Below are 25,590 nucleotides of genomic sequence, written 5' to 3'. Positions count from 1 at the left end.
AACACGGGCGACGGCCTGCGGATGGCCATGCGGGTCGGTGCCCGCCTCGGCAACATGCGCGAAGCGTGGTGGTCGCCGATGGTGCCGTGTCCGGGTACCCGGCGCGACGGGGTGCCGGCGGCGCTGCTGTCCTCTCGTGAACGTGCGCTCCCCGGGTCGATCATGGTCAACCGCTACGGCCGGCGCTTCGCCAACGAGGCGGCGAACTACAACGCGTTCGGAGGCGCCTTCCACCATCTCGACGAGTCGAAACTCGACTACCCGAATCTCCCGGCGTACATGATCTTCGACCAGTCCACGGTCGATCGGTTCGGCGTGTTCGGCGGCAGTCCCGGGGCTCCGGTCCCCGACTGGGTCGAAAGCGCACCCACGCCGGCAGCGCTCGCCGCTGCTCTGGGTCTGCCGGTCGACGCGGTGACGGATACGGTCGAACGCTTCAACGAGTACGCGGCGCGAGGTGTGGACCCGGACTTCTCTCGGGGAAGCAGTGCGTTCGATCGTTTCCCCGGTGGGCGGATGAGCGATCCCGATTCCCCCCACGCGACACTCGGTCCGATCCGTACGGGACCGTTCTACGCGGTCGAGGTCGTGAGCTCTGCGCTGGGCACGAAGGGTGGGCCCCGCACGGACGTCGAGGGACGGGTTCTCGACGTCGACGGGTCCGTCATCGCGGGGTTGTACGCCGCAGGCAATGTCATGGCCAACCCCAGCGGGATGGTCTACGGCGGTGCCGGTGCCACTCTCGCGGTCGCAGGGATATGGGGGATGAGAGCGGGGCGGGCGGCGGTCGCCGATCACCGCCCGATGCCCGAAACCGCGGTGGTGGCGCAGGCGAAGAACGAATAGTCGATCGAATCGGCCTGCAATCGGTCTGGATCGGATCATATGATCTAGCAAGGACTTTCGTGTCCACTTCCATCGGAAGGACGGCCCATGGCGAACCGGCGGTACCTCCATTTCAACCTCGTCGGCAACGACATCAACCTCCATTTCGGAGCCCCCGCGTACGAACAGCGGCACCACGCCGACACGGCGCTCACCGACCCGTTCGAACGGCTCATGGCCTACGGCCGACTCGGCGACGAGGGTCTCTTCACCGCCGTCTTCCTCGGCGACGTGCCCGGCATGCCGAACTCCCCGGCCTTCGACGGGGGGCCTGCCGAGCCGATCACCGCGCTGAGCGCGATGGCCCGTGAGACCACGAACGTCGGACTCATAGCAACAGCGTCGACGACGTTCTACGACCCGTACACCCTCGCTCGCCTGATCGCGTCGCTCGACCAGGCGTCCGACGGCCGTGCCGGGCTGAACGCGGTCACCACCGTCGGCGACGCACTTGCGTTGAACTACAGCCGCGACAGTCACCCCGACCGGGAGACCAGATACCGCCGAGCCATGGAGTTTCTCGACGTGACCGCGGCGCTGTGGGCGAACCGTGAGGTGCGGCGCGATCCGGACGGTGTCGTGCGCTACTACGCCACGCCGATCGACCACCGGGGCGAATCCTTCGGTGTCCTCGGACCGTTGAATGTCGCGCCGAGCCGGCAGGGGCGACCGTTGGTCGCCCAGGCAGGCGGGTCGGGACCGGGGATCAAGGTCGCCGCCCGGCATGCGGACATGGTGTTCACGGCCGCAACCTCCCGGGAGCGTGCCGCGGCGTACCGGGAGGACCTGGACAAGGCGCTCGCGGACGCCGGACGTGCGGCCGGAAGTGTTCCGGCAGTCCCCGGCCTCATACCGTACATCGGGCGTACCGCCCGGGAGGCAGAGGAGAAGATGCGCGCCCTGGACGACTACGTCCCGTGGGAGAGTGTCGCGCCGAAAGCGCTGGCACAGTTCGGGTTGGAGGTTCCGTACGACAGCGTCGACGACCGATTCCCGTTCGGGTTGCTGCCGAAACCGGCCGACGTCGAGTCGACCGTCAAAAGCACCTTCGGGAACTACGTCGGACTCTACGACTGGATCGAGGCGCATCCCGGCGCAACCGTCCGCGATGTCGCAGCACAGTCGCTCGGCCGGGGCGGAGCCCAGCACCGCAAGTTCGTCGGCTCCTACGACGACATCGTCGACGACTTCGATCAGTGGTTCACCGACGGCAACGTCGGCGGGTTCAACCTCATGTTCCCCGTCGGCCCGGCGTCGGTCCGCGAGTTCATCGACGAGGTGGTTCCGCGACTGATCGACCGCGGGCTCCACCGGGGAACTCCCGACGACCGGCCGTTGCGCGAACGCTTCTCCAGCGGGCTGTGAGGGGCCTCCGAATTCCATCCGTGACGACCACTTCCAGTAGCGCGGAAACATGCCGAAACTCCGAAAGGAACCGACCATGCCGGACCCGTTGACGCCACCGGGACCTCAACCTGAGGGCTTCGACCCGGACTGGGTGCGCGCCAAGCACGCCTACGAGCGAGCCAAGCGACTCAGGCGCGACGGAGTCGAGCAGTACGTCGAGGTCACCGCGGAGTTCTCGCATTACGAGGACGACCCCTACGTCGACCGGATCGAGCGCGAGCCGGTGCAGGACGAGGTCGAGATCCTGATGATCGGCGCGGGCCTCGGCAGCCTGATCGCCGCGGCACGGATGCGTGAAGCCGGCCTCGACGGCATCCGGCTGATCGACCGGGCCGGCGGCGTCGGCGGAACCTGGTACTGGAACCGCTATCCGGGTGTGCAGTGCGACATCGAGTCCTACATCTACATGCCGCTGCTGGAGGAGATGAACTACGTCCCCACGCAGAAGTACGCCTACGGATCCGAGATCCGGGAGCACCTGTCGGCGATCGCGCACAAGTACGATCTGGTGCGCGACGCGCTCTTCCACACCACCGTCGAGGAGACGGTCTGGGACGAGGAGGCCGAGCGCTGGATCGTGAAGACCGATCGTGGTGACCGCATCCGAGCCCGGATCGTGGTCGTTTCACCGGGCTCGCTCACACGGCCCAAGCTGCCGGGCATCGTCGGCATCAACGAGTTCGAAGGTCACACATTCCACACCAGCCGATGGGACTACGGCTACACCGGGGGAGACGAGACCGGGAACCTGACCGGGCTGCAGGACAAATCCGTGGGCGTCATCGGTACGGGCGCCACCGGTCTGCAGGTGGTGCCCCATCTCGGCCGGTGGGCCGGGAAACTCTATGTGTTCCAACGGACTCCGAACGCCGTCGACGAGCGCGGCAACAAGCCGACGGACCCGCAATGGGCAGCCGGCCTCGAACCCGGATGGCAGCGTGAGCGGATGGAGAACTTCACCCGCTACACAGCCGGGGTGGAGCATCACACCGACCTCGTCGACGACGGCTGGACCCGCGTGTCGGCCGAGGTCACCAGGACGGCGGTCCGGCAGGAGATCGAGCGTCGGGGTGCACCGATGACCGCGGAGGAGATCGCCGAGTTCCTGTTCGAGGCCGACTTCAACTCCATGGAACGGGTGCGCGCCCGGATCGACTCCATCGTGACCGACAGAGCCACCGCAGAAGCCCTCAAACCGTGGTACAAGCGTCTCTGCAAGCGCGTCGGGTTCCACGATGAGTTCCTCCCCACCTTCAACCGTGACAACGTCGAACTGGTCGACACGAACGGTCGCGGGATCCAGCGCCTGACGCGTGACGGGGTCGTCGTCGGAGACCGCGAGTACAAGGTCGACACGCTGATCTTCGCGACAGGTTACGACGTCAGCAGCAGCTACACCCGTCGCACGGGTTTCGACATCATCGGCCGGGACGGTGTTCACCTCAGCGACAAGTGGAAGAGCGGACCGCGCACCTTCCACGGCCTGCAGTCCCACGGTTTCCCCAACTGCTTCTTCCTCGGGTACACGCAGACCGGTATCGCGAACAACTACACCCACACCGCCGAGGAACGGGCCCGTCACCTGGTCTATCTGCTCGAGCAACGGGTGGTGCGCGGAGCCACCACGATCGAGGCCGACCTCCGGGCGGAAGACGGCTGGGTCGCCACCATGAACGAGCTCTCCGGCCCCGGTCGCGCCTTCTACGCGGACTGCACCCCCAGCTATCTCGACAACGAGGGTGACATCGGCAATCCGGACGGACTCGCGGCAGCCAACTACGGCGGCGGTCCGGTGCAGTTCTTCGAGCTGCTGGCCCGGTGGCGGGAAAGCGGAGATATGGACGGCGTCACGCTTCGGTGACGCCGCGTTGCCGAAGCGGGTACCCGTCGGCACCCGGAGCGGTGGGGGATCAGTCGCCGGGAGCCCGGTAGCTGGTGTCCCGGTGGACGGCCTCGTCGATCTGTTCGGGCGTGAGCAACAGAATCGGCTTCGACCGGGCCGCACCCGAACCGATGGTGCGTAGTTCCAGGGTGGCGGCGGCGATGTCGTCGGGTACCTCGCCGATCACGTACAGATCGTGCCCACCGAGAGCGAAATGCACGGATTCGACGCTGCCGCCGACACTCTCGACCATACTGACGATCGCGTCGCGTCGCGCGGTACCGCCCTCGTCGAGCAACCCTCTCGCGCCTTCGCTGGTGTAGGTGACCTGCCACAGAAATTTCGGCATGGGACGGTTCTCCTCGGGTCGGGGACCTCTCCATGGTCGGCCCGGAGACGGTGCCGCGGGGTGGTTTCGACGCGATCGGCTCACGCGTTCCGCCTAGGCTCGTGGAGACACCGGAAGATCTCACCGAAAGGGAGGGTTGCAGTGCCGAAGCCGCCGCTGCCCGACGCCGTGGCCGAATTCCTCGCCCGGCCCAACTACGCGACCATCAGCACCCTGCGGTCCGACGGCCAACCCGTGTCCGTGCCGACCTGGTACGGCTACGAGAACGGCCGCATCCTCGTGAACATGGACGAGGGCCGCACACGGCTCGGTCACCTGCGCAACGATCCGCGGGTGAGCCTGAGCGCGATCGACCCCGACGACTGGATCACCCACGTGAGCCTGCAGGGTCGGGTCGTCGAGATCGTCGACGACGAGGGCCTCGCCGACATCGATCGCATCGCGCGGCACTACACCGGCAGGCAGTACTACGTGCGCGACCGCAAGCGGGTCAGCGCGTGGATCGAGATCGACCGCTGGCACGCTTGGGGCCGCCTCAAGGACGCGTAATCCCCTGGGTGATGGGAACCGTCACCCGGTCAGACCGAATATTGGTTCCCATCACCCGGAGCGCGGGGGCGTCCGGGGCGGTGCGTCAGAGGACGCCGGCCTCTTTCGCGACCTTCCTGGCCTGGAATGCGACGGCGATGAGCAGGATGCCGAACAGGATCGCGTAGATACCCAGGAGCCAGATCAGACCGGTGATGCCGCCACCGGGGAAGATCAGCAGGACGATGCCGAACAGGATCGCGAGGATTCCCGCGACGAGCGACCACACCCACCCGGACTCGGGGACCTTCCGGAACCGCAATGCGCCGACGGCACCGGCGATTCCGAAGAAGATCGCATAGAACGCGATGATGTAGAGCAGCACGAGCGCGGTCGCGCCGGGCCACACCAGAGCCACGATGCCGGCGAGGACCGAGATGACGGCCGTCGCGAGCCACCAGCCCCAGCCGTCCAGGGTCCTGCGGTCGCGGACCGCGTGGTAACCGAGCACGATGCCGTCGATGATCGCGTAGATGCCGAAGACGACGACGAGGGCCCACACGGTGATGCCAGGCCAGACGAGGGCGACGATGCCGAACAGTACGGCGAGGATGCCGCGGATCAGCACGATCCACCAGATCTGTTTGAAGAGGGAACGGAACGGATCATTCGGGGTGGCAGCGGTCTCGGACATGAGCACTCCTGATATTTGATCTTGGCTTCCGGCTCAGCGTAGGCCCGGTCACGGGTGCGTGCGCGGCGAATGAGCGCTCTCGGAAGTGCGATCCGCGGGGGTATCGTCGTGCGATGGTCCGCGCACGGGTCGGAATCTCGGGTTGGCGCTATCCCGGATGGCGCGGCGACTTCTATCCGGCGGGGTTGCCGCAGCGCCGCGAACTCGAGTACGCCGCCGAGCGGATGGGCACGATCGAGATCAACGGCACGTTCTACAGCCTGCAGCGGAAATCGAGCTTCGAGGCCTGGCGGGACAGCACTCCCGACGATTTCGTGTTCGCGGTCAAGGGCGGCCGGTTCGTCACCCACCTCAAACGTCTTCTCGACGTCGATGAGGCGCTCGCCAACTTCTTCGCGTCGGGTGTTCCCGTGCTCGGTCCCAAGCTCGGTCCGCTCCTGTGGCAACTCCCGCCCACCATGGCGTTCGAACCGGAGCGGATAGCCGGGTTCTGCGTGCAACTGCCGCGCACGACGGGCGAGGCTGCGGCGCTCGCCTCGCGCCGGACCGACAAGGTCCCGGACGATCGGGCATGGACCGAGCCGGACGCCGACCGCCCGATCCGCCACGCGATGGAAGTGCGGCATCCGACCTTCGCGACCGGGGAGGCCGCCGCACTGCTCCGCGAACACGACGTCGCACTCGTCGTCGCCGATACCGCGGGCCGGTATCCCTTCCTCACGGACGTCACCTCGGATTTCGTCTATGTGCGCATGCACGGCGACGCCGAGCTGTACGTCAGCGGCTACACGGACGCGGCGCTGGATCGGTGGGCCGAACGGATCGGCGCGTGGCTGGGCGACGGCCTCGACGTCTACGTGTACTTCGACAACGACGCGAAGGGATTCGCCCCGCACGACGCGCTCGAGCTGCAGCGACGACTGTGAGCGTGTCGGGGCCGGACGGCACACTGGGTGCGTGCCGCCGCCGAGGCGGACGAAGCAGCACCGACGAGGAGAACACTGTGTGGCCCACGCATTGGCCGACGATCGCGCGGGAGATCGCGCATGCCACCGAGACTGCGCTGGGCGCGGCCAGGGCGGGCGACGAACCGGCGTTCGCCGCCGCGGCCGCGGACCTCGTCGAGTTGCCGTACGAGCAGGTCACGGCCGTGCACGCGGGAATGATGCGCGAGCTGTTCGAGGAGTTGCATCCGGACGGCCTGGCCGGCGAGGACGTTCAGGCCGTGTTCGAGCGCTGTGCCCGCGGTCCGGTGCAGGCCTCGCCGGATGCACTGGTGGCGGTGCTCACCGGGGCGCTGGGGGTGACGGATCCGGAGGCGCCGAAGGCCCGGCCCGAGCAGTACCTCACCGCGGGGCTCGTGGTGCTCGCCGATCTGCTGGCAACCCGCGCGATCGAGCCGGGGCCGTATGTGCGCCGTGCGGTCGGGGAGATCGAACGAGCGGAGACCGTCGAGATGCCCTGACGTGCGTCGTCAGGGGCGGGTCTGCTGTTCGACGTTGAACACGACCCGCCGCAACAGGGATGTGAGGGTGTCGAGTTCGTCGTCGGACAGTCCGTCGAGCATGTGCAGCTCACGGGTGACGCGGCGCGGGTACTCGGCTTCGACGACGCGGCGTCCGGCGTCGGTGAGGTCGAGCAGTACGACGCGACCGTCGCGTTCGAGCCGTTTGCGTTCGAGCAATCCGAGTCCGACGAGGCGGTCGGCGTGCTTGGTGGTGGAGGCGCCCGACATCCCGGTGACGGAGGTGACCTCGCTGGCCCGCAGCGGATGGGGACTGCGGGCCAGCGCGCACAGCACCTCGAATTCCGTTCGGGTGACCCCGCTCCCGGTGAGTTCGTGGTCGAGCTGGTTCAGTGCGAGCGAGCTGACCCGGATGATGCGCCCGATGACGTCGATGGGGCGGGTGTCCAGCTCCGGGTAGGACTCGGCCCACGCGGTGCGCACACGATCGACGAAGTCGTCGGCGGGGATGGAGGCGTCGGGCATGGACTCAGTCTAGCGATCCGTTTCACAGACATTTCATAACTATTTTACTTGTGAAGCATTAGACTGGACCGGTGCTTGCCTCGCCCACCGACCCGACCTACCGCCGCCTGCGACACACCGGCGGCGCCCTCGCGCATTCGCTGTCCGCCGCCGCCTGGCGGGACTCGCTCGACGTGCGCCGCGCAGACGCGGTCGTCGCACCCTCGCTGCGGGTCGGGCTGGCGGTGCTCCTCGTCCTCGTCGGCGGTGGCCTGTTCGATCAGGTCCAGCTCGCCGGGTTCGCGGCGCTCGGCGCGCTGTCCTCGGCGTTCGGACGGCACGAACCGTATCGGCGGCTCGCCGGTAAGGCCGCGTGCGCCGGGGCCGGGGTCGTCGCGTACGTCGCGCTCGGGGCCGCCACCGGTGCGACAGGAATACCGATGTGGATCCAGACGGCGATGCTCGCCGCCGCGGCCGGGATCGCATTCTGGCTGCTTGCCGCGTTCCGCATCATCGGGCCGGGAGCCCTGATCCTCATCTTCGCCGCGGCCGGAGCCGCCGGATTCGCCGACACCGCTGCGGACATCGGCGCGGCCGTGACCGCTGCCGCGATCGGCGCGACCGTCGGCTGGGCGGTGGCGATGGCACCGGCGCTGTACCACCCGCACGGTCCCGCCCGCGTCGCGGTCGCCCGCGCGCTGGCAGCGGTGTCCGCGCTGGAAACGGATGGTGAGGAAGCGGTCGCACCGGCGCGCGCGGCGATCGCGCGGGGGCGGGAGGTCGTCGCACTCGGAGCCCGTCACCCGCACACCCACGAGCTGCTCGCCCTGCTGGACGCCGCCGAGGCGGTCGTCGACACCGGTTCGCACGACACGGTCCGCGCACGCCGGGACGACTTCGCGCGCCTGGAATCGGAACTGCGAAAGATTCGACGCGACATCGCGATTCCCCGCGTCGATGCCGCCGACTCGCGGTTGCCCGAACGACCCGAGAGCTTCCTGCGGACCGGTGTCCGGGACCTGCGCGACCGCGCGATCGTGGTCGGCGCCGGACGAGTGGTGGCCGGGGCGCTGCTCGCGGGCTGGATCGCACTCGCTGCCGGCCTGCAACACCCGCTGTGGGCGACGATGGGCGCGATGGCCGCGCTGCAGGGTGCCAACTACGGGCACACCGTGCAGCGTGCCATCCAGCGGTTGATCGGGAACGTCGCCGGTGCCTTGCTCGCCGCGGCCCTGCTCGCGGCGGCGCTCGGTTACTGGCCGCTCGTGGTCGTGATCGTCGTCCTGCAGACGACGGCGGAACTGTACGTCACCCGGAACTACGCGCTCGCGTCGATCGCGGTGACGGCGATGTCCCTGTTGCTCACCGGCCTCGGCGAACCGATCGGTCCGGACATCGCGATCAGCCGCGTCGGCGACACGCTCATCGGTGTCGTCGTCGGCGTGATCGTCGCCGCGCTCACCATCGCGCGCGGCGACCGCCACCACCTGCTCGCCCGGCCCTGACTACCGCTCCGACGATCTGCTCTTCGGGATGTCGCGGAACGCGATGTTCGGGTCGTGGCTGCGTTCGCGGGGCATCCCGAGCACCCGTTCGCTGATGGTGTTGCGGGCCATCTCGGTGGTGCCGCCGGCAATGCACCAGACCTGCTGCATCAGGTAGTCGTGTCCGACCTCCGCGACCGCGCCGTCGTCGTCGTCCCACGCGGCTCCGGTGGCGCCGGTGAACTCGTACATGATCGTGGTGAGCCGGGTCGCGACGGTCCCGGCCATCAATCGGACGATCCCGGCCGCCTGATCGGAGATCCTGCCGGTCGCGATACCCCGGCCGATACGACGCTGCAATGCCTCCTTCGCCAGTTCCAGGGTGCGGGCCTCGCCGACCAGGTCGCGGGCGATCGGGTCGTCGAGCCGGCCGGCGTCGCGCGCAACCGAGACGAGTTCCGCCATCCGCGACCCGCCGCGGGAACTGCCCGGTGGGCGGGTGGCGAACTGGGAACTCGACTGCATCCGTTCGTGGAACATCCAGCGGGTGCCGACGCTCCAGCCGTCGTCGACCTCACCGATACGGTCGCTGTCCGGAACCCGCACGTCGGTCAGGTACTCCTGACAGAACTCCTTGGAGCCACTGAGCATTTCGATGCGGTGGACCTCGACGCCCTCGCGCTTCAGCGGCAGCATGAAGACGGTGAGGCCGCGATGCTTGGGTACGTCCCAGTTGGTGCGCGCCAGGCACAGGGCCCAGTCCGACCACCATGCGCCCGTGGTCCAGATCTTCGATCCGTTGAGCACCCAGTCCTCACCGTCGCGCACGGCGGTGGTCACGGCGCTCGCGACATCGGAACCACCGCTCGGTTCGGAGAGGAACTGCATCCAGATCTCCTCGCCCTTGAGGATGGCGGGGATGTGACGCTGCTTCTGTTCTTCGGTACCGCATTCGAGAAGCACTGCGGCGCACGGCACGAACGTCGGTGACTGCAGTCGCGCCGGATATTCGAATCCGGCCAGTTCCTCGTCGAGCACCCGCTGGTGCGCGCGGGTCAGGCCCTGGCCGCCGTACTCCCGAGGGAAGCAGATCCCGGCGAGCCCGGCGTCGAAGAGCTTGCGCTGCAGTTCGCGTTCGTGCGCGACCGCGGCGAGTTCCTCCTCGTCGGAGCCTTCGGCGCGCAACACGCCGATGTGCGCGGTGGGATCGGCGGGCTCCAGGTTCGCGCGGATCCAGGTGCGCGCACGATCGCGGAAATCGTCGACGGTCTCGGTGTTCTCGGGTGCGGGGGTCACTGTGCGGCCTCCTGCTGCAGGGCGATGTCGGCGATGAGCTGTCGGTGTTCGGCGGGACTGCCGTGGCTCGCCCGGTTGGCGGTGGCCCGGCGCATGAACAGGTGCAGGTCGTGTTCGTAAGTGACACCGATACCGCCGTGGAGCTGCACACAGTCCTGGATCAGCAGGCCGCCGTAGTCGCCGATGTATGCCTTTGCGGCACTGGTGGATTCCGCCGCGCCGGGAACGCCCGCGGCGACGTCGGCGGCAGCGTCGTCGGCGAGGGCGTGGAACGCCTCGAGCCACGTCTTCATGTCTGCGAACCGGTGTTTGAGCGCTTGATACGAGGCGAGCGAGCGGCCGAACGAGTAACGGTCGAAGGCCCATTCGACGGTCAGGTCGAACACCGACTGGAGGGCGCCGACGGACTCGGCGCAACCGATCACGACGGCGAGCCGCCGGGTGTGCTCGACGTCGGCACGCGCACCGCCCGCGGTTCCGACCAGTGCCGTCGCGGGCAGACGCACCTCCTCGAACTCGACGGTCGCGTAGCGGCGGGTCACGTCGATCGATCGCAGCGGGGTGACGCGGACACCGGCGGTGTCGGCCGGAACGAGCACCTGGGACACGCCGTCGCCCGTGCGCCCGGTCACCAGCAGCAGGTCCGCGGTCGGGGCGGCTTCGACGGGCCGTTTGGTCCCGTGCACGACGACCTCGTCGCCCTCGACCCGGATCTCGACCGGAGATCCGGCGGGGCGGCTGCCGGGCAGCGGTTCGTCGACGCACCACGCGGCGGTCGACGTTCCGGCGATCAGCGCCGCGAGCGGTTTGTCGTGGGCATCCGTGTAGTGGGTGCTCAGCGCGGCCGCCACCAGGTTGCTCGGTGTCAGCGGGCCGGGTGCGGCGTGCCGGCCGAACTCGTGGGCGACGAGCGTGAGGTCGACGAGTCCGGCGCCGCTGAGGGAACCACCGCCGTGTTCTTCGGCGACGAGCAGGCTCGTCCAGCCCAGTTCCGCACCGCGCCGCCAGTAGCCGGCGTCGAACCCGGCCGGATCGTCGCGCATGCGGCGCAGTTCCCCTGGAGGCGCCTGGTCCTCGAGGAACCGCGCGGTCGTGTCTCGGAAGAACTCCTGGTCGGGAGTCGGTTCCCACAGCATGTGTCTTCGTCCCCTGCCGTCGCAGCCGGTGTGAACATATCGCTCTCGGTGTAGAGAACAATACTTGCAAGGATTGAAAATGCCACTCTTGAAGGTGTTGTGGCGAGCTGATAGGGGGACGGTCGCGCGGATACGATCGGCGGGTGCGCGTACGCCGGATCGTCGACCTGAGCCGTCTTGTGTCCGCGGAGACCCAGGTGTACCCGGGCGACCCCGCGACCGCATTGACCCCGCACGCGACCCTGCGCGCCGACGGCTACAACCTGCTGCGAATCGACATGGGGTCCCAGACCGGCACGCACGTCGACGCCCCGCGGCACATGCGGGAGACCGGCGAACCGGTCGACGGGCTGGACCCGCGGCTCTTCGTGGGGCGCGGCGTCGTCGTGGACGTGCGAGGGCTGACCGCGCGTACCCCGATCACCGCGGCAACCATCGGTGACGTGGCATGTGGACCCGGCGACATCGTCCTGCTGCACACCGGCTGGGACGCGCACTACGGAACCGACGCGTACTTCGATCACCCTTTCCTGGACGCGGACGCGTGCCGCCGGCTCCTCGACCGGGGTGTGCGCACGATCGGCATCGACGCTCCGAGCCTCGATACGACCGGTGCGAGCGAGTTCCCCGCGCACTGGCTCGTCGCCGATGCCGGCGGCGTCATCTGCGAGAACCTGTGCGGACTCGAGCGGATCGACTTCCCGGACCCGCTGATCAGTGTCCTGCCGATCCGGCTCGCGGGCGGCGACGGTGCCCCGGTGCGGGCCGTCGCGATGGACGTGGAGTGACGGCACCGGTGCCTTTTCCGGTGTGTCCACGCGCCGGAAAGGCGCACGGTCACAGCAGTTGCGTGACCACGATCCGGGCGGTCCCGTACACCGCCGTCCCGGCGGTCACCAGCCCGAACACCAGAATCCACAGGGCGGCCGGAATCCGGGTGAGCCACCGCAGCTGATCGGCATCCGAACCCCCGCCGCCCCCACGCCGATGGGTGCGGGCCAGCTCGACGACCGGCCGGGTCGCACCGAACAGCAGCACCCACGTCAGCAGATACGCCGCGGTGTAGCGGATCACCGGATCCCCGTAATAGGCAGCCGCCCCGACGGCGGCGCCGACCGCGAGGACGGACAGGAAACCGAACAGATTGCGGATCAGCAGGATCAGCAGCGCCAGCGCCGCGAGCACCGACCACAGCACCGCGGCCGGGCGGTCGAGCGTCAGCAACGTCGCCGCGAGGAACCCGAGCACCGCCGGACCCACGTACCCCGCGAACGCGGTCGCCATCATGCCCGGACCGCGCGGATTGCCGGACGAGACGGTCACCCCGGAGGTGTCGCTGTGCAACCGGATCCCGGACAGCCGCCGCCCGACCAGACGCGCGACGAGCGCATGCGACCCCTCGTGTGCCTGCGTGATCAGGTGCCGCGTCGCAAGCCACAACGGCCGCACGGTGACCAGCACGAGCGCGATCACAGCGGTGACGACGATCAGTGCGGGAGGGGCCGGCTCGCTCACAGCGGACACCGCGTCCCAGGCGGATCCCCGTGTGTCCGGGATCGAGGCGAGGGTCGAGGGCACAGGTCACCTTTCGTCGAAACGGAACGTGTCATCGTACGGCGGGACCCGTGCGGCATCGAGGTCCGGGGACGCCGCCGTCCGGGGGCACCGATAGATTGGGCCGTGTGTCCGACCGTCGCTCCACCGAGATCCGCGTCGGCATCGCCGACTCCTGGGCCGTCGGTCTCGGCCTGATCCCGCTGGGGCTGGCGTTCGGGGTGGTGCTGACCCAGGGCGGTTTCGACTGGTGGTGGGCACCGATCTTCTCCACCGTCATCTACGCCGGATCGATGGAGTTCCTCGCGGTCGGACTGATCGGGGCCGTCACCCCGTTCGCATCGCTCGCGGCGGCGACGCTGCTGATCAACTTCCGGCACGTGTTCTACGGCCTGAGCTTCCCGCTGCGGGTGATCCGCAGCCGTATCGGACGGGTTTACAGCGTGTACGCCCTCACCGACGAGTCGTACGCCATCGTCGCCCCGAAACCCCACGCCGAGCTGACCGGCACCCGGATCCTCACCGTGCAGGTGCTGTGCCAGGCGGTGTGGGTGGTCTCGGGAACCGTGGGGGCACTGATCGGCGCCGCGCTCCCCGCGGGCCTGTCGGGACTCGAGTTCGCGCTCACCGCGCTGTGCACGGTGCTCGCGATCGACGCCTTCCGCATCAACCGCGACCTTCCGGCACCCGCGATCGCGTTCGTGTGCGGATCGGTCGCCCTGGTGCTCGCGAAGGACGTCATGCTCCCGGTCGCACTCGGGTTGTTCGTGCTGGCGCTGATCGTCCGGTACATCTACCGCAACCGGGTGTCCCGTGCCTGAGTCGGTACCGGGCGCCGGCTACGTGCTGGCATCGCTGTTCGTGATGTTCGCGGTCACGGTCGGCCTGCGGGCGGCGCCGTTCGCGGCACTGGCGTTCCTCCGCGATTCGGCGCTGGTGAAGTTCCTCGGCACGACGATGCCGGCCGGAGTGATGCTGATCCTGGTGATGTACACGCTGCGGGACACCGGCGCGACGACGTGGCTGCCCGCACTGATCGGTCTCGGCGCGACCGTCGCGGTCCATCTGTGGCGACGCAACCCGGCGCTGAGCACCGTCGCCGGCACCGCCTCCTATGTGGTGGCCGCCGCGCTCTGGGGCTGACCCGCCTCTTCGGCGATGCGGGTGTCGAGAGCGGGCTTCCCGGCTTCACCGGGCTTCACGGCCTCGCGACGCGACCGCGCGGCGACGACCGCGGCGACCAGCAACACGATGCCGGTCAGGCACTGGGCGTTGCCCAGCAGTTCGAGGACGGCCTGCTCCACCCAGCCGTGCGAGGACGCGTCGACGAGCAGATAGTTCGGCCCGACGAGGAACACGAGCGCAGCGGGCAACAGTACGGGCCACCAGCGGCGGTACTGCGGCGCGATCGGAATCGCGATGAGCAGGACGCTGTACGCCCAGTGATGGGTGACGGCGATGGGGGCGGCGAGCAGCGTCGCGAGCGCGATCACGCCGAGGGCGATCACCGGCTCGTCCGAACGCAGGAAGCGATTCGCGGCCCACGCGGCCGCTGCGACGATGACGGCGGCGCCGACCACCCACAGGCCCTTGGTCACGGACTCGGAGAGGTCGAATCGGGCGATCAGGCCGGTCAGGGCCTGGTTCCGGAAGAACTCCTGATCCCCGGCGCGGTCGGTGGCCCACGCCTCGTGGGTCCAGAAGTAGACGGACGACTCGGGCCGCAGCCAGTAGCCGAAGGCGGCGATGCCGAGGAATCCACCGGCGGCGCGCGCCACCGACGGCAGGTCGCGTCGCAACAACAGCAGCAGTCCGAACGCAGCGGGGGTGATCTTGATGGCGGCTGCGAGGGCGATACCGACACCGCGGAACCGCTTCGGGATCACCCCGAGGCAGTCGGCGACGACCAGAGCCATGAGCACGATGTTGATCTGGCCGAACGCGAAGTTCGACCGCATCGGCTCGATGCACAGGGTCAGCCCGAGCGCCGCGGTGGCCAGCAGGCTCGCGCGCTCGACGTTCATGCGTTGCAGCGCGACCTTCAGCACCCACCAGACCAGCACGATCAGGCCGAGCGTCCACAGGAACTGCATGGTGGTGCTGCTGACCACCGTCAGCGCCGAGAACAGGAACGCCGCGACGGGCGGGTAGATGAACCGGAACCCGGAGCTGGTGTGGAAACCGTCGGTGTACAGCGGGGTGTGGCGGACGAACGCCTCGCCGGCGTCCCGGAACACGTCCAGATCCATCAGGTATTTCGTCAGCGAGTCGTGCAGATGCATCGTCACGACGATCGCCGAGAGGACCAGACCCAGAGCGACGAGCAAGGACTGCACCGGCCGGGTTCGGATTTCGGACGACAGCACGAGCGTGCACCCCCTGGGGTTCGTGACGGCGCGGACACCGACATGGCATTGAACGTCGGCCACGTTACACAATCGTTGTCATCGCGGCGTGGCGACGAGATTGCCGTCGACGGTTCCGTTGTGCTGCCGTCACGTCCCGCGGACGGCGAGTTCCCCGCTCGGCAACCGAGCCGGATCGACCTCGTCCATCGAGGTCACCACCAGGTCCGCATGTGCCGCTGCCAGGGCGGAGGCATCCCCGGCCCGGGCGACACCGAGCGCGGCCATACCTCCGGCTTTCGCCGCGAGAATTCCGCTGACCGCGTCCTCGACGACGAAACACGATCGGGGCGACACGCCGAGTTCCGCAGCGGCGGTCAGGAAGATCTCCGGGTCCGGCTTGCCGCGGGCGAAATCCCGCCCGGACAGGTTCGCGTCGAAGACATCGAGAAGGGTGGTACCGGCCGCCGAGCCGTCGATCTCGCCGAAGTCGCCGAGCGAGATCCCGCGCAGGAACCCGTCGGCGTTCTTCGACGACGACGCCGCGGCGATCGGGATGCCCTCGGCCCGCACGGCCAGCACGAACCGCACCGCGTCGGGGTACGCGACGAACGCCCGCGCATCGATCAGGTGCACCAGCAGTTGCTGCTTGCGCGCGGCATAGGTCGCCGTGCGCGACGCGGCCGCGGGGACGTGGAAGTACTCGAGCGCCGCCCGGGCGCCGCTCAGGCGCGGCTTCCCGGACAACACCTGCTGATAGACCTGCGGGGTGAAGGCATCCGGCGTCCACGTCGTCGAATCCCGGATGCCGGACCATTCGCCGTCCATCAGCTCGTGCAGGGCCCGCCGCCACGCCGATTCGTGAGGGGAGTCGACGAGGACACCGTCCACGTCGAAGATCGCGCCGCGAAAGCCCGCCGGGGTCACAGCGTCGTCCCGCGGGATTGCCGGGCGGTCGACGAGCGCTGCGCGGGAAGCGTGAAGACGCAACTGTCGCCGGGGCCGAGTTCGTGTTCCCGGCCGTCGAGCGCCACCCGGATCGGCACGTGGAATCCTTCGGCCTGCGCGAGCACGGTCAGTTCTCCTCCGGAGATGCGTACCCGAAGCGGTGTGCCGCGGAAGCGGATCGAGAAGGACACGCCGTCGAGCCGGTCGACGAGGCGCGGCCGGAACACCAGCACGCCGTCGTCGACGCGGGTCCCGACGTAGGTGCGTTGCAGCACGTCGAGAGTTCCGGCCATGACCCCCATGTGGATGCCCTCCTTCGTGGTGCCGCCCTGGAGGTCGCTGACGTCACTCTCGAGCGCCAGCATGAAACGGCTCCACGAGCCGGGCGGATCCAGGTCGGCGAGGACGGCCGCGAACGTCACGTGGCTCAACGTCGAACCGTGGGAGGTCCGCTCGTCGTAGTACTCGACGGTGCGATGCACGAGATCGCGATCGAAGGGGTAGCCGAGCCGCGCGAAGACCGGTTCGAGTTCCTCGTAGTCGAACAGGAAGAACAGCATCACCGTGTCGGCCTGTTTGGCCAGCTTGAACCGATCGGGATCCTCACCCTCGGCGCGCAGGATCCGATCCAGGCGGCCGATGTCGGGATAGCCGGCCCGGTAGCGCTCCCAGTCGAGTTCCTCGAGTTCGTCGTAACCCTCGAACTGGCTGATCACACCGAGATGGAACGGCACGAAGATCCGCCGGCTCATGTCGTCCCACAGATCCAGTTCCTCGTCGGTCACCGCGAGCCGGGACAGCAGCGCGGTGCGCCGGATGGCGGACAGTGATTCCAGGACCGACGGCACGGTCGCCATCACCCATGCCACCATGACGTTCGTGTACGCGTTGTTGCGCACTCCCGGTTCGTTCGAGCCGGGAGACCGTTCGTGGAACTCGTCCGGTCCCATCACCCCGTGGATCTCGTACCGTTCCCGTTCCGGGTTCCAGTGCGCGATCGATGCCCAGAACCGGGCGATCTCGAGCATGAGCTCGGCGCCGTAATCGGCGAGGAACTCCGAGTCGTCTGTGGTCTGGTGGTACCGCCACACGTTGTAGAAGATGGCCGCGTTGATGTGCCTCTGATTGCGGCTCAGATCCGGATCCCACTGGCCGGACAGGGGATTGAGATGCACCTCCTGCGTCTCCTCGGTTCCGTCGCTTCCGCTCTGCCACGGGAACATCGCCCCTCGGAACCCGGCTTGCGTTGCCGCCCAACGGGCTTCGGGCAACCGACGGTAACGGTAGAGGATCAGGCTTCGGGTCACCTCGGGCATCCGCAGGTTGAGGAACGGGTAGACGTACATCTCGTCCCAGAACACATGACCGCGGTATGCCTCACCGTTGAGTCCCCGCGCCGGGACGCCGGCGTCGTGCTGGCCGGTGTGGCGTGAACAGACCTGCAGCAGGTGCGCGACGTGCAGCCCGAGCAGCAGATGGGCGCGGGGCTCGCCGGGCAGCTGGACATCGCAGATGTCCCACAGTTCGTCCCACGCCGCCCAGTGCGCGGCATAGGCTGCGGCGAAATCGGGATAGCGCAGCACGTGCGCGCCCGCCGCGGCCAGCGGCTCGGTGATCGCGTCGTCGCGGGAGGTGAACAGCGACACCATCTTCTCCACGCGCACCGGAGCGTGACGTTCGAGATCGAAACCGAGCACCTGCTGGATGTAGTCCTCCATCTGGTACAGGTCGCGGTCCACCTCGCAGGGGTTGTCGTCGCCACCCCGGAACACCCGGGTGCGCGCCGCCTCGGCCACGTAGATGTCGGACTGGCGGGTCTGCACGCGCAACGCGATGGTCTCGTCGCCGAACGTGCGGGGTGAGACCGGGTCCAGGTGCCTGCCTTCGAGCAGCCGGTACCGCGCGACCACCCGGTTCGTGACGCGGCCGTCGAGTGCCGTGATCACTTCCACACGCCCCGACCAGTTCTCGGCGGTGAGCGTCCATTCGAGCGCGGCCTGATGACTGTCGGCCATGCTCACGAACCGGCGGCTGCGCAGCGTGGTTTCCCGCCCGTGACGGTCCCGGAACGTCAATTCGCGCAGTACCGTCGCCGATCGGATGTCGTAGGTGTGCCGATACGACAGAAGGTCGACGTTGTCGAGCCGGATCGCGTCCTCGCCCTCGATGCGCAGTTTGAGAACCAGCCAGTTCGACACGTTGACGAGGTCCTCGTTCAGCACCGGCCGCCCGCCCATGATCGTGGTCTCGCGGTTGTAGATGCCGTGGACGTAGGTGCCCGGGTAGTGGACCGGACCCATGTCCTCCCACTCGGCGGTGCCGCGCGTGCAGAAGTATCCGTTCCCCGTGGACGTCAGTGCTTCGCGCAAACCCTCTGCAGCACTGTCGAAACCATCATAGTCGAGTCCGAAATCCGGAGCCTGCACGGTGTTTCACCTCCGAGTCACATGACGTACCGGTGGATCAGGTCAGGGTGGCCAGGAAATCCTCCACGTCGTCGACGGATGCCAGGGCGAAATCGGCCGCCGTGGTCCGGCCGGCCATCTCGGGGTCGTCGGCGTCGCCGACGAGGATGCCGATCCCGCGGTCGTGCAACGCCCGGAATGCGTACTCGTCGGTGATGTCGTCGCCGAAGTAGAGCGGAACCACGTCGTCGCCGTCGAGTCCGAGCGCCTCGATGAGGTACAGGACGGCCTTGCCCTTGTTCCAGTCGACGTTCGGGCCGATCTCGTAGACCATCTTGCCGGGTGTGAGCTTCACCTTGCCGGAGTACGCATCCAGCACGGCCTGCACCGTCGCCGTGACGCGGTCGCGATCGGCGGGCTCGGCGAGGCGGTAGTGCACGGCGACCGACGCGCGTTTGGGCTCGACGTGGGTACCGGGGATTTCGCGGATTCCGTCGCGGAGCTTTTCGGTGACCTCCGCGACGAGATCGGTGTAGCGCGCGACGTGCGTGTCGGAGAGCGATCCCTGCGCCGGCGTCCAGATGTCGAAACCGTGACTGCCCGCGACCGCGAGGTTGTCCAGTCCCATCAACTGTTGCGCCACGACACGGTCGCGACCGGTGACGACGCACACCGGGACACGGGTGGCGAGGTCGCGGACCACGGTGCGCATGCTCTCCGACATCACCGCGTCCTCGGGTCGTTCCACGATCGGGCTGAGCACGCCGTCGTAGTCGAGGAACACCGCCGGCCGACGGCCGGCGAGCCTCCGGGTCAGTTCTGGATTTCCGAGCGCCGGGGGAACGTCGCGCACGGTCGTGTCCTGCATCGTCTGAGCACCTCCAGGTGTCCTGTCTCGGCGACCCGGCCCCCATCGTCGCACGGATCGGCGGATCGGCGCCGAGCCTCCCGGCGACGAGCGTTGCCGAAAACACCTCTGTATTCGGCTGTCTAGCGTAATGCCCAGACTCGGGCAGATACCCGAACGAAGGCGGAGCCGGTGATGCACCCCGTCGCCGCGGCGTGTCCTTCCCGGACCGCCCGGCTGCACGTGCCCGGGGGCTGTGACACGATCTCGTCCGTGATACGGGCGGTGCACCGGCGGTCGGGACGGAAGCGGCGGGGACTGCCGGTGGCGGTGACGCTGGCCGCTGTGGTCGTCGCCGCGCAACCGGTGAACGCGTCGGCGGACGAAGCGGCCGGAATCCCGGGGACCGGACCGTGCGCGACCGACGCGTGGCGCCACGAATCACTGGTGCCGACCGAGCTCGACATCCCGGTGCCGTACCCGGTGATCACGACGGTGCCCTATCCGGCGCCGGAGCCGGTTCCGGTGCGCGTCGAACCGGACCCGCTCCCGGCGGACCCGTGCGCCGATCCGTGCCCGGACCTGACCGACGAACCCGAGCGGACCCCGCCGTCGGTGCCGCGCATCGGCCTGAAGCCGAGTCCGTTCCATTTCGGCCTGCCCGTGCCCGGCTCCGAGCCGGAACCATCTGTCCCCGGACCCGGCGGCAGGAACGCGCCGATCGAACCCGCTCCGCTCGTTCCCGCACCCTCGGCCCCGAACGTCGTGGAGGTCACCACCGTCGCCAAGCAGACGGGCGCCGGCTCGATCAACCGGACCGACAAGCGCTGGCAGGTGTACGGAACCGATCTCGGGATCATGTGGGAGTCGGAGCCGGGCCGGATCGCCGTCGCGTTCGGCGACACGGTCGGCAAGGGCTTTCATCCACCGGGCGGGCAGGGGGAGGACTGGCGTAGCAACGTCCTCGCGTTCAGCACCGACCGGGATCTCGCGGACGGCATGACGTTCGATTCGATGGTGCAGGATTCGCGGTGTCACGCGGCCGAGATCCTGAGCAGCCGCAAGCTCGACAACGTCGAGATCACGGTGATTCCCACCTCGGGCTTCGCGGTCGGGCCGCGCCAGTACCTGACCTACATGTCGATCCGCACGTGGAACAGCATCCCCGCCACCTGGTGGACGAACCACGGTGGCATCGCCTACTCGGACGACGGCGGGTCGACGTGGACCAAGGATCCGAACACACGGTGGGACAACATCTTCGGGGTGACGAACTTCCAGGTGGCGGCGGCCGTGCCCGCCGAGGGCTACGTGTACCTCTTCGGGACCCCGAACACGCGGCTCGGCTCGGTCGCTCTGGCGCGGGTGCCCGAGGGCCGGGTGCTCGAACCGGATGCGTATCAGTACTGGCGCGACGGGAACTGGACGCACGAGGGTGGTTTCACCGCGGCGACAGCCGTCGTGCACGGACCTGCCGCGGAGCTGTCCGTGCGGTACGACGCCGCAGCGCGCCGGTGGCAGATGGCGTATCTGGACACCGCGAAGGCCGCGATCGTGCTGCGCGAGTCACACACCCCGCAGGGCGCGTGGTCCGAGAGCGCCCGTCTGGTCGGGGTGGAGGAACACGCCGAGCTGTACGGCGGGTTCCTCCACCCGTGGTCGACCGACGAGGACGTGTACTTCATGCTCTCGACGTGGTCCGACTACAACACCTTCCTGTTGCGCACCCGCATCGAACGGTGATCAGGTTCTGCTGATCTCGTTCGGGGTCTGCGGCAGGGTGCCGGTGGTGACGGCACCGGTGGCCAGGTCGACGGCGTGCAGCTCGTCGTCGGCGGGGTCGGTGACGAATGCGGTGCCGCCCCGCACGGCCAGTGCGGGCCGCGGCTGCTGCCACTCGTCCGGTTCGGTCCACGGATCGACGACGGCGATCTTCCGGATCACCTCTCCGCTGTGCTCGTCGACGACGTGCAGGTTACCGTCCGTGCCGAGCACCAGTGCCTCGCCGTCCGGTCCGCGACCGAGCGACCGGAAGGTGTAGCTGGTGCCGAGGTCGACCAGCCGCAGCTCCGCGGTGGCCGTGTTCACCAGCGCAATGCGTTCGGGCCGTTCGAGTTCGGCGTTCGGGTCCGTCTTGTAGTCGCCCAGCACGACCTCGGAGGTCGCCGAACCGGCCTGGTTGCCGAGACGCGCGTACGGGTCGGGAGCGGTGATCTTGGTGATGGTGCCGTTTCGATAGACGAGCATGCCGTCCTCGCAGCCGACGACGACGGTGTCGTCGCGTGCGGTCGCTTCCCCGTGGACACCCGGGCACTGCTCGTTGCGGGTGATCTCCGTACCCGAGGCGTCGAGTACCGCGATTCCGTTGCGGGAGTCGCTGTTTCCGAGGGTTACGAGCAGGCCGCCGTCGGCCAGGGGTACTGCGACGCCGTGATGCGCGTCGGGCAGCGCGACCGCCTCGATCTCCGGTGCGCCGTCCGCGAGGCCGGCGGGATCGAGCAGTTCGATGCGGCCGGTGCCGTCGTCGAACAGCGCCGTCCGTCCCGCATGAGCGACGACGTGTCCGGGTTTGTCGGCCGCGAACTCCGCGTCGGTCCAGGCAGGGTCGCCGGCGTAGTGGTGGGCGTGATCGCCGTGCGTTTCGGACCAGCTGCCGGTGTCCAGGGCCCGGAATCCGCCGGACGTCGTGACGAATACGTGGCGACCGTCGCCTGCGGGGTTGAGACGGTTGAAACCGTTCAGCGGCAGGTCCGCGACCACGGCGAGGTCGGTCGCGTCGACGACGAGGATTCCGCCGTCGTACGTGAGGGCCAATCGTGGCTGCGCGGCGGAGGTCTCGGCAGGTTCGGCCGGCACGGGGGTGTCGGAGGTGGTCGTCGACGAGCTCTCGGGGTCTGCCGATGAGCAGGCCGCGAGCAGGGTGACGGCGAGGCCCGCCGACAGCACGACACCGCCGGGGCGGAGAAGGGATTTCATGGGCGTAGATCTACCGTTAGTGGAAATGAATGTCAAAGTCGAGTATGCGTACGTCTGCATCGCTCCGGGCCCACCGATGCGTCCTCCGCCTCGGTGCCGAGCTCCGCGAATCACCGCCCGGATGAACACGGAATCGCGGGTCCCGGTCGCTACCATCGACCGATGGACCCGGTCCGCAACCCGTATGCCCCGGGCGCGGGACAGCGCCCGCCCGAACTCGCCGGCCGCGACAAGCAGCTCACGGCGTTCGAAGTGGTGCTCGAACGTATCGCGCGGGGCCGGCCGGAGCGGAGCGTCGTGCTCACCGGTCTGCGCGGCGTCGGCAAGACCGTCCTGCTCAACCACCTGCGCTCGGCCGCCATCGCCCGCAGCTGGGGGACCGGCAAGATCGAAGCGCGCCCCGACCAGGATCTGCGGCGGCCCCTGTCGTCTGCACTGCACATGGCGGTGCGAGAGATCGCGGCGGCGCATCCGGACCGAGAATCGGTCGACTACTTCCTCGGCGTACTCAAGTCGTTCGCACTCCGCGCGACCGCGGACAAGGGCATGCGCGAGCGCTGGCAGCCGGGGATCGACGCGCCGGCCGTCAAAGGCCGCGCCGACTCCGGCGATATCGAGATCGACCTGGTGGAACTGCTCGTCGACGCGTCGGGTCTGGCCCGCGACGTCGGGGTGGGCATCGCGCTGTTCATCGACGAGATGCAGGATCTCGGCGCCGCCGACGTGTCGGCGATCTGCGGCGCCTGTCACGAACTGAGCCAGGACACGGCTCCGCTCATCGTCGTCGGCGCGGGTCTGCCGCACCTGCCGGCCGTGCTGTCCGCGTCGAAGAGCTACTCGGAGCGGCTGTTCACCTACCACCGCATCGACCGGCTCGAACGTGCCGCCGCCGACCTGGCACTCATCGCCCCCGCCGAACGCGAGGACGTCGAATTCACGCAGGACGCGCTCGACGCGCTCTACGAGACGGCCGACGGATACCCGTACTTCGTGCAGGCCTACGGCAAAGCGACCTGGGACGTGGCGGCGGCGAGCCCGATCACCGCGGAGGACGTGCGGGTCGGGGCTCCGGCGGCCGAGGAGGAACTCGCCGTCGGGTTCTTCGGATCCCGGTACGAACGCGCGACGCCCGCCGAACGCGAGTACATGCGTGCGATGGCCGACCTGTCCGGTGACGACGGGCCAGTCGCCACGTCGAAGATCGCGGCGGAACTCGGCCGCAAACCGGCGTCACTGTCGCCGGCGCGCGACGGCCTCATCAAGAAGGGGCTGATCTACTCCGCCGAGCGCGGTTTCATCGGGTTCACCGTGCCACACTTCGGACGGTATCTTCGCGCTCAATCCGATTGAGTTGCAATCGGATACGACTCAACGCCCGGTGCTGGGCGATGCGGACCGCACCCGGTGTGGTGCCGAGCAGTGCGGCGGTCCGTTCGGTGCTGTAGCCCTGCATGACGCGCAGTTTCAGGACGAGCAGTTGCTGTTCGGGCAGGCCGGTCATGAGCTGCCGGGCAGCGGCGATCAGCTCGTCGTCCAGGACGGCCTCCTCGGGGCCGGGAACCGCCACCTCGTGTACGGTCGGCGCGGACCGGGCCGCCCCGCGGCGGGCGTCGGCTATCTTGCGGGTGGCGATACCGAAAGCGAAGCGCAGCACCGAGGTTCCCCGGTCCCGGTAGCGGGGGAGCGCGCGGGTCAGTGCGAGGCACACCTCCTGGGTGAGGTCCTCGACCGGCGTGTGGGCCCGGGTGTGCGCGTCCATCCGGGCGTCGCAGAAGCGCATCACGTGCGGATGGACCGAGCGCACCACCACACCCACGGCGTGCGGTTCACCGGCGATCGCGCGCGGTACCCAATTGCGGAGCAGTGCTTCGGTTTCGGTGTCGGTCACGGTGGTTCCTCTCGGCGCGGGAATTCGACACCTCGAGCCTGCGCCACCGGAACGTCACGAAACAGGACCCCTGGGGGTGGTCAGTCCTCCACCCACCGCACGACGTCCCCGACCTCGGCGCGGTCGGTGCGGCACGTGTTGGCGGGATGAGACTCGTCGGCATAGCCGAACGAGATCGCGCACACGATGTCGCGTTCGTCGGAGATGCCGAGTTCCCGGCGCAGGGCCGTTGCCGTCATCGCGACTGCGGCCTGCGGCACCGCGGCGATACCCAAGGACTGCGCGGCGAGCAGCAAGGTGGCGACGTAGCCGCCGCAGTCGACGGCGCCGTACGTGCCGAGCTGCTTGTCGCTGGTGACGATCGCGACGTGCGGGGCACCGAAGAACCGGTAGTTCTCCAGCATCTGCCGGGTGCGCGAGGCGTAGTCGTCACGGGCGATGCCCAGCGCGTTGTACAGAGCGAATCCTGCGCTGCGCCGACGCTCGGCGTATTCGCCCCGGTACTCGGCGGGGCCGGCGATGTCCGGGTCGAGGGCGCCGGAGGCGGCCTGTTCGTACGTCGCCTCCCGGAGCCGGTCGGTGGCACGTCCGCTGGTCACGTGAACCTGCCACGGTTGCGAGTTGCACCAGGGCGGGGTGCGCTGGGCCATCCGGAGCATGCGTTCGATGTCCTCGCGCGGCACCTGCTTGGACAGGAACGCGCGGCAGCTGTACCGGGTGTCGAGCAGCGTCGACAGCACGGTCGCGTCGGGTGCGGTCATGCGCCCACGATCCCACATCGGGAGAGTTAGCGCTCGTTCAGGCCAGCTATCCGGGTCTGCCCCGAGCCCGCCCCTCCCCGGGTGATGGGAACCAGTATTCGGTCTGTCCGGGTGACGGGAACCATCACCCGGGGGCGGGGCGGTAGTTCTCGAGGTGGAATCGGCGCATGCTGGAGGGAGCGAATCGACAGCGCCGCCCCGGCCGGCCCGCCGGAGCGCGGCGCGGGCTGGAGCCA

At 68.7% G+C, this 25,590-nt stretch carries 25 protein-coding genes; 12 read left to right on the top strand and 13 right to left on the bottom strand.

What is annotated here, in order from left to right:
- From A8G15_RS15300 to A8G15_RS15290, 3 genes are all read left to right on the top strand, one after another.
- Nucleotides 1–846: FAD-binding protein (locus A8G15_RS15300; RefSeq protein WP_156665414.1), on the top strand; the 846-nt coding region annotated here is incomplete at its 5' end.
- An 87-nt stretch (nucleotides 847–933) separates the two neighbouring features.
- The gene (locus A8G15_RS15295; RefSeq protein WP_068160994.1) at nucleotides 934–2,250 is read left to right on the top strand and encodes an NtaA/DmoA family FMN-dependent monooxygenase; all 1,317 of its coding nucleotides are present in this window, start codon (nucleotides 934–936) and stop codon (nucleotides 2,248–2,250) included.
- A gap of 76 nt (nucleotides 2,251–2,326) precedes the next feature.
- The gene (locus tag A8G15_RS15290; RefSeq protein WP_068160988.1) at nucleotides 2,327–4,153 is read left to right on the top strand and encodes a flavin-containing monooxygenase; all 1,827 of its coding nucleotides are present in this window, start codon (nucleotides 2,327–2,329) and stop codon (nucleotides 4,151–4,153) included.
- 49 nt (nucleotides 4,154–4,202) lie between these two features.
- On the opposite strand, the gene A8G15_RS15285 is transcribed toward A8G15_RS15290, so the two are convergent.
- Complete coding sequence (locus A8G15_RS15285) at nucleotides 4,203–4,523, bottom strand: GYD domain-containing protein (RefSeq protein WP_068160986.1); 321 nt, start codon at nucleotides 4,521–4,523, stop codon at nucleotides 4,203–4,205.
- A 141-nt stretch (nucleotides 4,524–4,664) separates the two neighbouring features.
- Between A8G15_RS15285 and A8G15_RS15280 the strand changes: the two genes are divergently transcribed.
- Nucleotides 4,665–5,072: a PPOX class F420-dependent oxidoreductase gene (locus A8G15_RS15280; protein ID WP_068160983.1), complete on the top strand. Its 408-nt coding sequence runs from the start codon at nucleotides 4,665–4,667 to the stop codon at nucleotides 5,070–5,072.
- 85 nt (nucleotides 5,073–5,157) lie between these two features.
- On the opposite strand, the gene A8G15_RS15275 is transcribed toward A8G15_RS15280, so the two are convergent.
- On the bottom strand, nucleotides 5,158–5,745 hold the full coding sequence (locus A8G15_RS15275; protein ID WP_156665413.1) for an HdeD family acid-resistance protein: 588 nt from the start codon (nucleotides 5,743–5,745) through the stop codon (nucleotides 5,158–5,160).
- A gap of 113 nt (nucleotides 5,746–5,858) precedes the next feature.
- On the opposite strand from A8G15_RS15275, the gene A8G15_RS15270 reads away from it, so the two are divergent.
- A complete protein-coding gene (locus A8G15_RS15270; RefSeq protein ID WP_068160978.1) occupies nucleotides 5,859–6,671 on the top strand; it encodes a DUF72 domain-containing protein in 813 nt (270 codons plus the stop codon).
- A gap of 77 nt (nucleotides 6,672–6,748) precedes the next feature.
- Nucleotides 6,749–7,210 carry a hypothetical protein gene (locus A8G15_RS15265; RefSeq protein WP_068161030.1) on the top strand — a complete coding sequence of 154 codons (462 nt, stop codon included), beginning with the start codon at nucleotides 6,749–6,751 and terminating at the stop codon, nucleotides 7,208–7,210.
- Between the two features lie 9 nt (nucleotides 7,211–7,219).
- Here A8G15_RS15265 and A8G15_RS15260 read toward each other — a convergent pair whose 3' ends face one another.
- Nucleotides 7,220–7,735: a MarR family winged helix-turn-helix transcriptional regulator gene (locus A8G15_RS15260; RefSeq protein ID WP_068160975.1), complete on the bottom strand. Its 516-nt coding sequence runs from the start codon at nucleotides 7,733–7,735 to the stop codon at nucleotides 7,220–7,222.
- 71 nt (nucleotides 7,736–7,806) lie between these two features.
- On the opposite strand from A8G15_RS15260, the gene A8G15_RS15255 reads away from it, so the two are divergent.
- A complete protein-coding gene (locus A8G15_RS15255) occupies nucleotides 7,807–9,219 on the top strand; it encodes an FUSC family protein (RefSeq protein ID WP_068160972.1) in 1,413 nt (470 codons plus the stop codon).
- On the opposite strand, the gene A8G15_RS15250 is transcribed toward A8G15_RS15255, so the two are convergent.
- Both A8G15_RS15250 and A8G15_RS15245 read right to left on the bottom strand, forming a co-directional pair.
- Entirely contained in the window at nucleotides 9,220–10,494 is a 1,275-nt protein-coding gene (locus tag A8G15_RS15250) for an acyl-CoA dehydrogenase family protein (protein ID WP_068160969.1), read from the bottom strand.
- Complete coding sequence (locus A8G15_RS15245) at nucleotides 10,491–11,630, bottom strand: acyl-CoA dehydrogenase family protein (RefSeq protein ID WP_068160966.1); 1,140 nt, start codon at nucleotides 11,628–11,630, stop codon at nucleotides 10,491–10,493. The genes A8G15_RS15250 and A8G15_RS15245 overlap by 4 nt, the downstream gene beginning before the upstream one ends.
- Nucleotides 11,631–11,773: 143 nt before the next feature.
- On the opposite strand from A8G15_RS15245, the gene A8G15_RS15240 reads away from it, so the two are divergent.
- Complete coding sequence (locus tag A8G15_RS15240) at nucleotides 11,774–12,418, top strand: cyclase family protein (RefSeq protein WP_068160963.1); 645 nt, start codon at nucleotides 11,774–11,776, stop codon at nucleotides 12,416–12,418.
- Nucleotides 12,419–12,467: 49 nt separating this feature from the next.
- On the opposite strand, the gene A8G15_RS15235 is transcribed toward A8G15_RS15240, so the two are convergent.
- Nucleotides 12,468–13,145 carry a M50 family metallopeptidase gene (locus A8G15_RS15235; RefSeq protein ID WP_245687857.1) on the bottom strand — a complete coding sequence of 226 codons (678 nt, stop codon included), beginning with the start codon at nucleotides 13,143–13,145 and terminating at the stop codon, nucleotides 12,468–12,470.
- A 167-nt stretch (nucleotides 13,146–13,312) separates the two neighbouring features.
- Here A8G15_RS15235 and A8G15_RS15230 point away from each other — a divergent pair, with 167 nt between their 5' ends.
- A complete protein-coding gene (locus tag A8G15_RS15230; RefSeq protein ID WP_068160960.1) occupies nucleotides 13,313–14,005 on the top strand; it encodes an AzlC family ABC transporter permease in 693 nt (230 codons plus the stop codon).
- Nucleotides 13,998–14,327 carry a branched-chain amino acid transporter permease gene (locus A8G15_RS15225; RefSeq protein ID WP_068160957.1) on the top strand — a complete coding sequence of 110 codons (330 nt, stop codon included), beginning with the start codon at nucleotides 13,998–14,000 and terminating at the stop codon, nucleotides 14,325–14,327. Before A8G15_RS15230 ends, A8G15_RS15225 begins: the two co-directional genes overlap by 8 nt.
- On the opposite strand, the gene A8G15_RS15220 is transcribed toward A8G15_RS15225, so the two are convergent.
- The 4 genes from A8G15_RS15220 to otsB form a co-directional block, all read right to left on the bottom strand.
- On the bottom strand, nucleotides 14,297–15,550 hold the full coding sequence (locus A8G15_RS15220) for a glycosyltransferase family 87 protein (protein WP_068160954.1): 1,254 nt from the start codon (nucleotides 15,548–15,550) through the stop codon (nucleotides 14,297–14,299). The genes A8G15_RS15225 and A8G15_RS15220 overlap by 31 nt on opposite strands.
- A gap of 129 nt (nucleotides 15,551–15,679) precedes the next feature.
- Complete coding sequence (locus A8G15_RS15215; protein ID WP_068160951.1) at nucleotides 15,680–16,456, bottom strand: HAD family hydrolase; 777 nt, start codon at nucleotides 16,454–16,456, stop codon at nucleotides 15,680–15,682.
- Nucleotides 16,453–18,903: a glycoside hydrolase family 65 protein gene (locus A8G15_RS15210; protein WP_068160949.1), complete on the bottom strand. Its 2,451-nt coding sequence runs from the start codon at nucleotides 18,901–18,903 to the stop codon at nucleotides 16,453–16,455. The genes A8G15_RS15215 and A8G15_RS15210 overlap by 4 nt, the downstream gene beginning before the upstream one ends.
- A gap of 37 nt (nucleotides 18,904–18,940) precedes the next feature.
- The gene (otsB, locus tag A8G15_RS15205) at nucleotides 18,941–19,750 is read right to left on the bottom strand and encodes a trehalose-phosphatase (protein ID WP_068160947.1); all 810 of its coding nucleotides are present in this window, start codon (nucleotides 19,748–19,750) and stop codon (nucleotides 18,941–18,943) included.
- Between the two features lie 297 nt (nucleotides 19,751–20,047).
- On the opposite strand from otsB, the gene A8G15_RS15200 reads away from it, so the two are divergent.
- Nucleotides 20,048–21,472 carry a glycoside hydrolase family 183 protein gene (locus tag A8G15_RS15200; RefSeq protein ID WP_068161021.1) on the top strand — a complete coding sequence of 475 codons (1,425 nt, stop codon included), beginning with the start codon at nucleotides 20,048–20,050 and terminating at the stop codon, nucleotides 21,470–21,472.
- Here A8G15_RS15200 and aztD read toward each other — a convergent pair whose 3' ends face one another.
- Nucleotides 21,473–22,705, bottom strand: a complete 1,233-nt coding sequence (aztD, locus tag A8G15_RS15195; protein WP_068160944.1) for a zinc metallochaperone AztD — start codon at nucleotides 22,703–22,705, stop codon at nucleotides 21,473–21,475.
- A gap of 162 nt (nucleotides 22,706–22,867) precedes the next feature.
- Here aztD and A8G15_RS15190 point away from each other — a divergent pair, with 162 nt between their 5' ends.
- Nucleotides 22,868–24,055, top strand: a complete 1,188-nt coding sequence (locus A8G15_RS15190; RefSeq protein ID WP_068160942.1) for an AAA family ATPase — start codon at nucleotides 22,868–22,870, stop codon at nucleotides 24,053–24,055.
- On the opposite strand, the gene A8G15_RS15185 is transcribed toward A8G15_RS15190, so the two are convergent.
- On the bottom strand, nucleotides 24,009–24,593 hold the full coding sequence (locus A8G15_RS15185) for a sigma-70 family RNA polymerase sigma factor (RefSeq protein ID WP_068160940.1): 585 nt from the start codon (nucleotides 24,591–24,593) through the stop codon (nucleotides 24,009–24,011). The two genes, A8G15_RS15190 and A8G15_RS15185, sit on opposite strands and share 47 nt — an antisense overlap.
- Before the next feature lie 80 nt (nucleotides 24,594–24,673).
- Complete coding sequence (locus tag A8G15_RS15180) at nucleotides 24,674–25,354, bottom strand: nitroreductase (protein WP_068160936.1); 681 nt, start codon at nucleotides 25,352–25,354, stop codon at nucleotides 24,674–24,676.
- Nucleotides 25,355–25,590 lie beyond the last annotated feature (236 nt).

This window comes from Rhodococcus phenolicus, assembly GCF_001646785.1.
GTDB lineage: Bacteria > Actinomycetota > Actinomycetes > Mycobacteriales > Mycobacteriaceae > Rhodococcus > Rhodococcus phenolicus.
This window is presented reverse-complemented; position numbering and strand designations above follow the sequence as displayed.

Coding starts and splice junctions, on each gene's coding strand:
- A8G15_RS15290 (WP_068160988.1), top strand. CDS start 2,327: ATGCCGGACCCGTTGACGCCACCGGGACCTCAACCTGAGGGCTTCGAC.
- otsB (WP_068160947.1), bottom strand. CDS start 19,750: ATGCAGGACACGACCGTGCGCGACGTTCCCCCGGCGCTCGGAAATCCA.
- aztD (WP_068160944.1), bottom strand. CDS start 22,705: ATGAAATCCCTTCTCCGCCCCGGCGGTGTCGTGCTGTCGGCGGGCCTC.
- A8G15_RS15260 (WP_068160975.1), bottom strand. CDS start 7,735: ATGCCCGACGCCTCCATCCCCGCCGACGACTTCGTCGATCGTGTGCGC.
- A8G15_RS15270 (WP_068160978.1), top strand. CDS start 5,859: ATGGTCCGCGCACGGGTCGGAATCTCGGGTTGGCGCTATCCCGGATGG.
- A8G15_RS15295 (WP_068160994.1), top strand. CDS start 934: ATGGCGAACCGGCGGTACCTCCATTTCAACCTCGTCGGCAACGACATC.
- A8G15_RS15285 (WP_068160986.1), bottom strand. CDS start 4,523: ATGCCGAAATTTCTGTGGCAGGTCACCTACACCAGCGAAGGCGCGAGA.
- A8G15_RS15245 (WP_068160966.1), bottom strand. CDS start 11,630: ATGCTGTGGGAACCGACTCCCGACCAGGAGTTCTTCCGAGACACGACC.
- A8G15_RS15190 (WP_068160942.1), top strand. CDS start 22,868: ATGGACCCGGTCCGCAACCCGTATGCCCCGGGCGCGGGACAGCGCCCG.
- A8G15_RS15275 (WP_156665413.1), bottom strand. CDS start 5,745: ATGTCCGAGACCGCTGCCACCCCGAATGATCCGTTCCGTTCCCTCTTC.
- A8G15_RS15180 (WP_068160936.1), bottom strand. CDS start 25,354: ATGACCGCACCCGACGCGACCGTGCTGTCGACGCTGCTCGACACCCGG.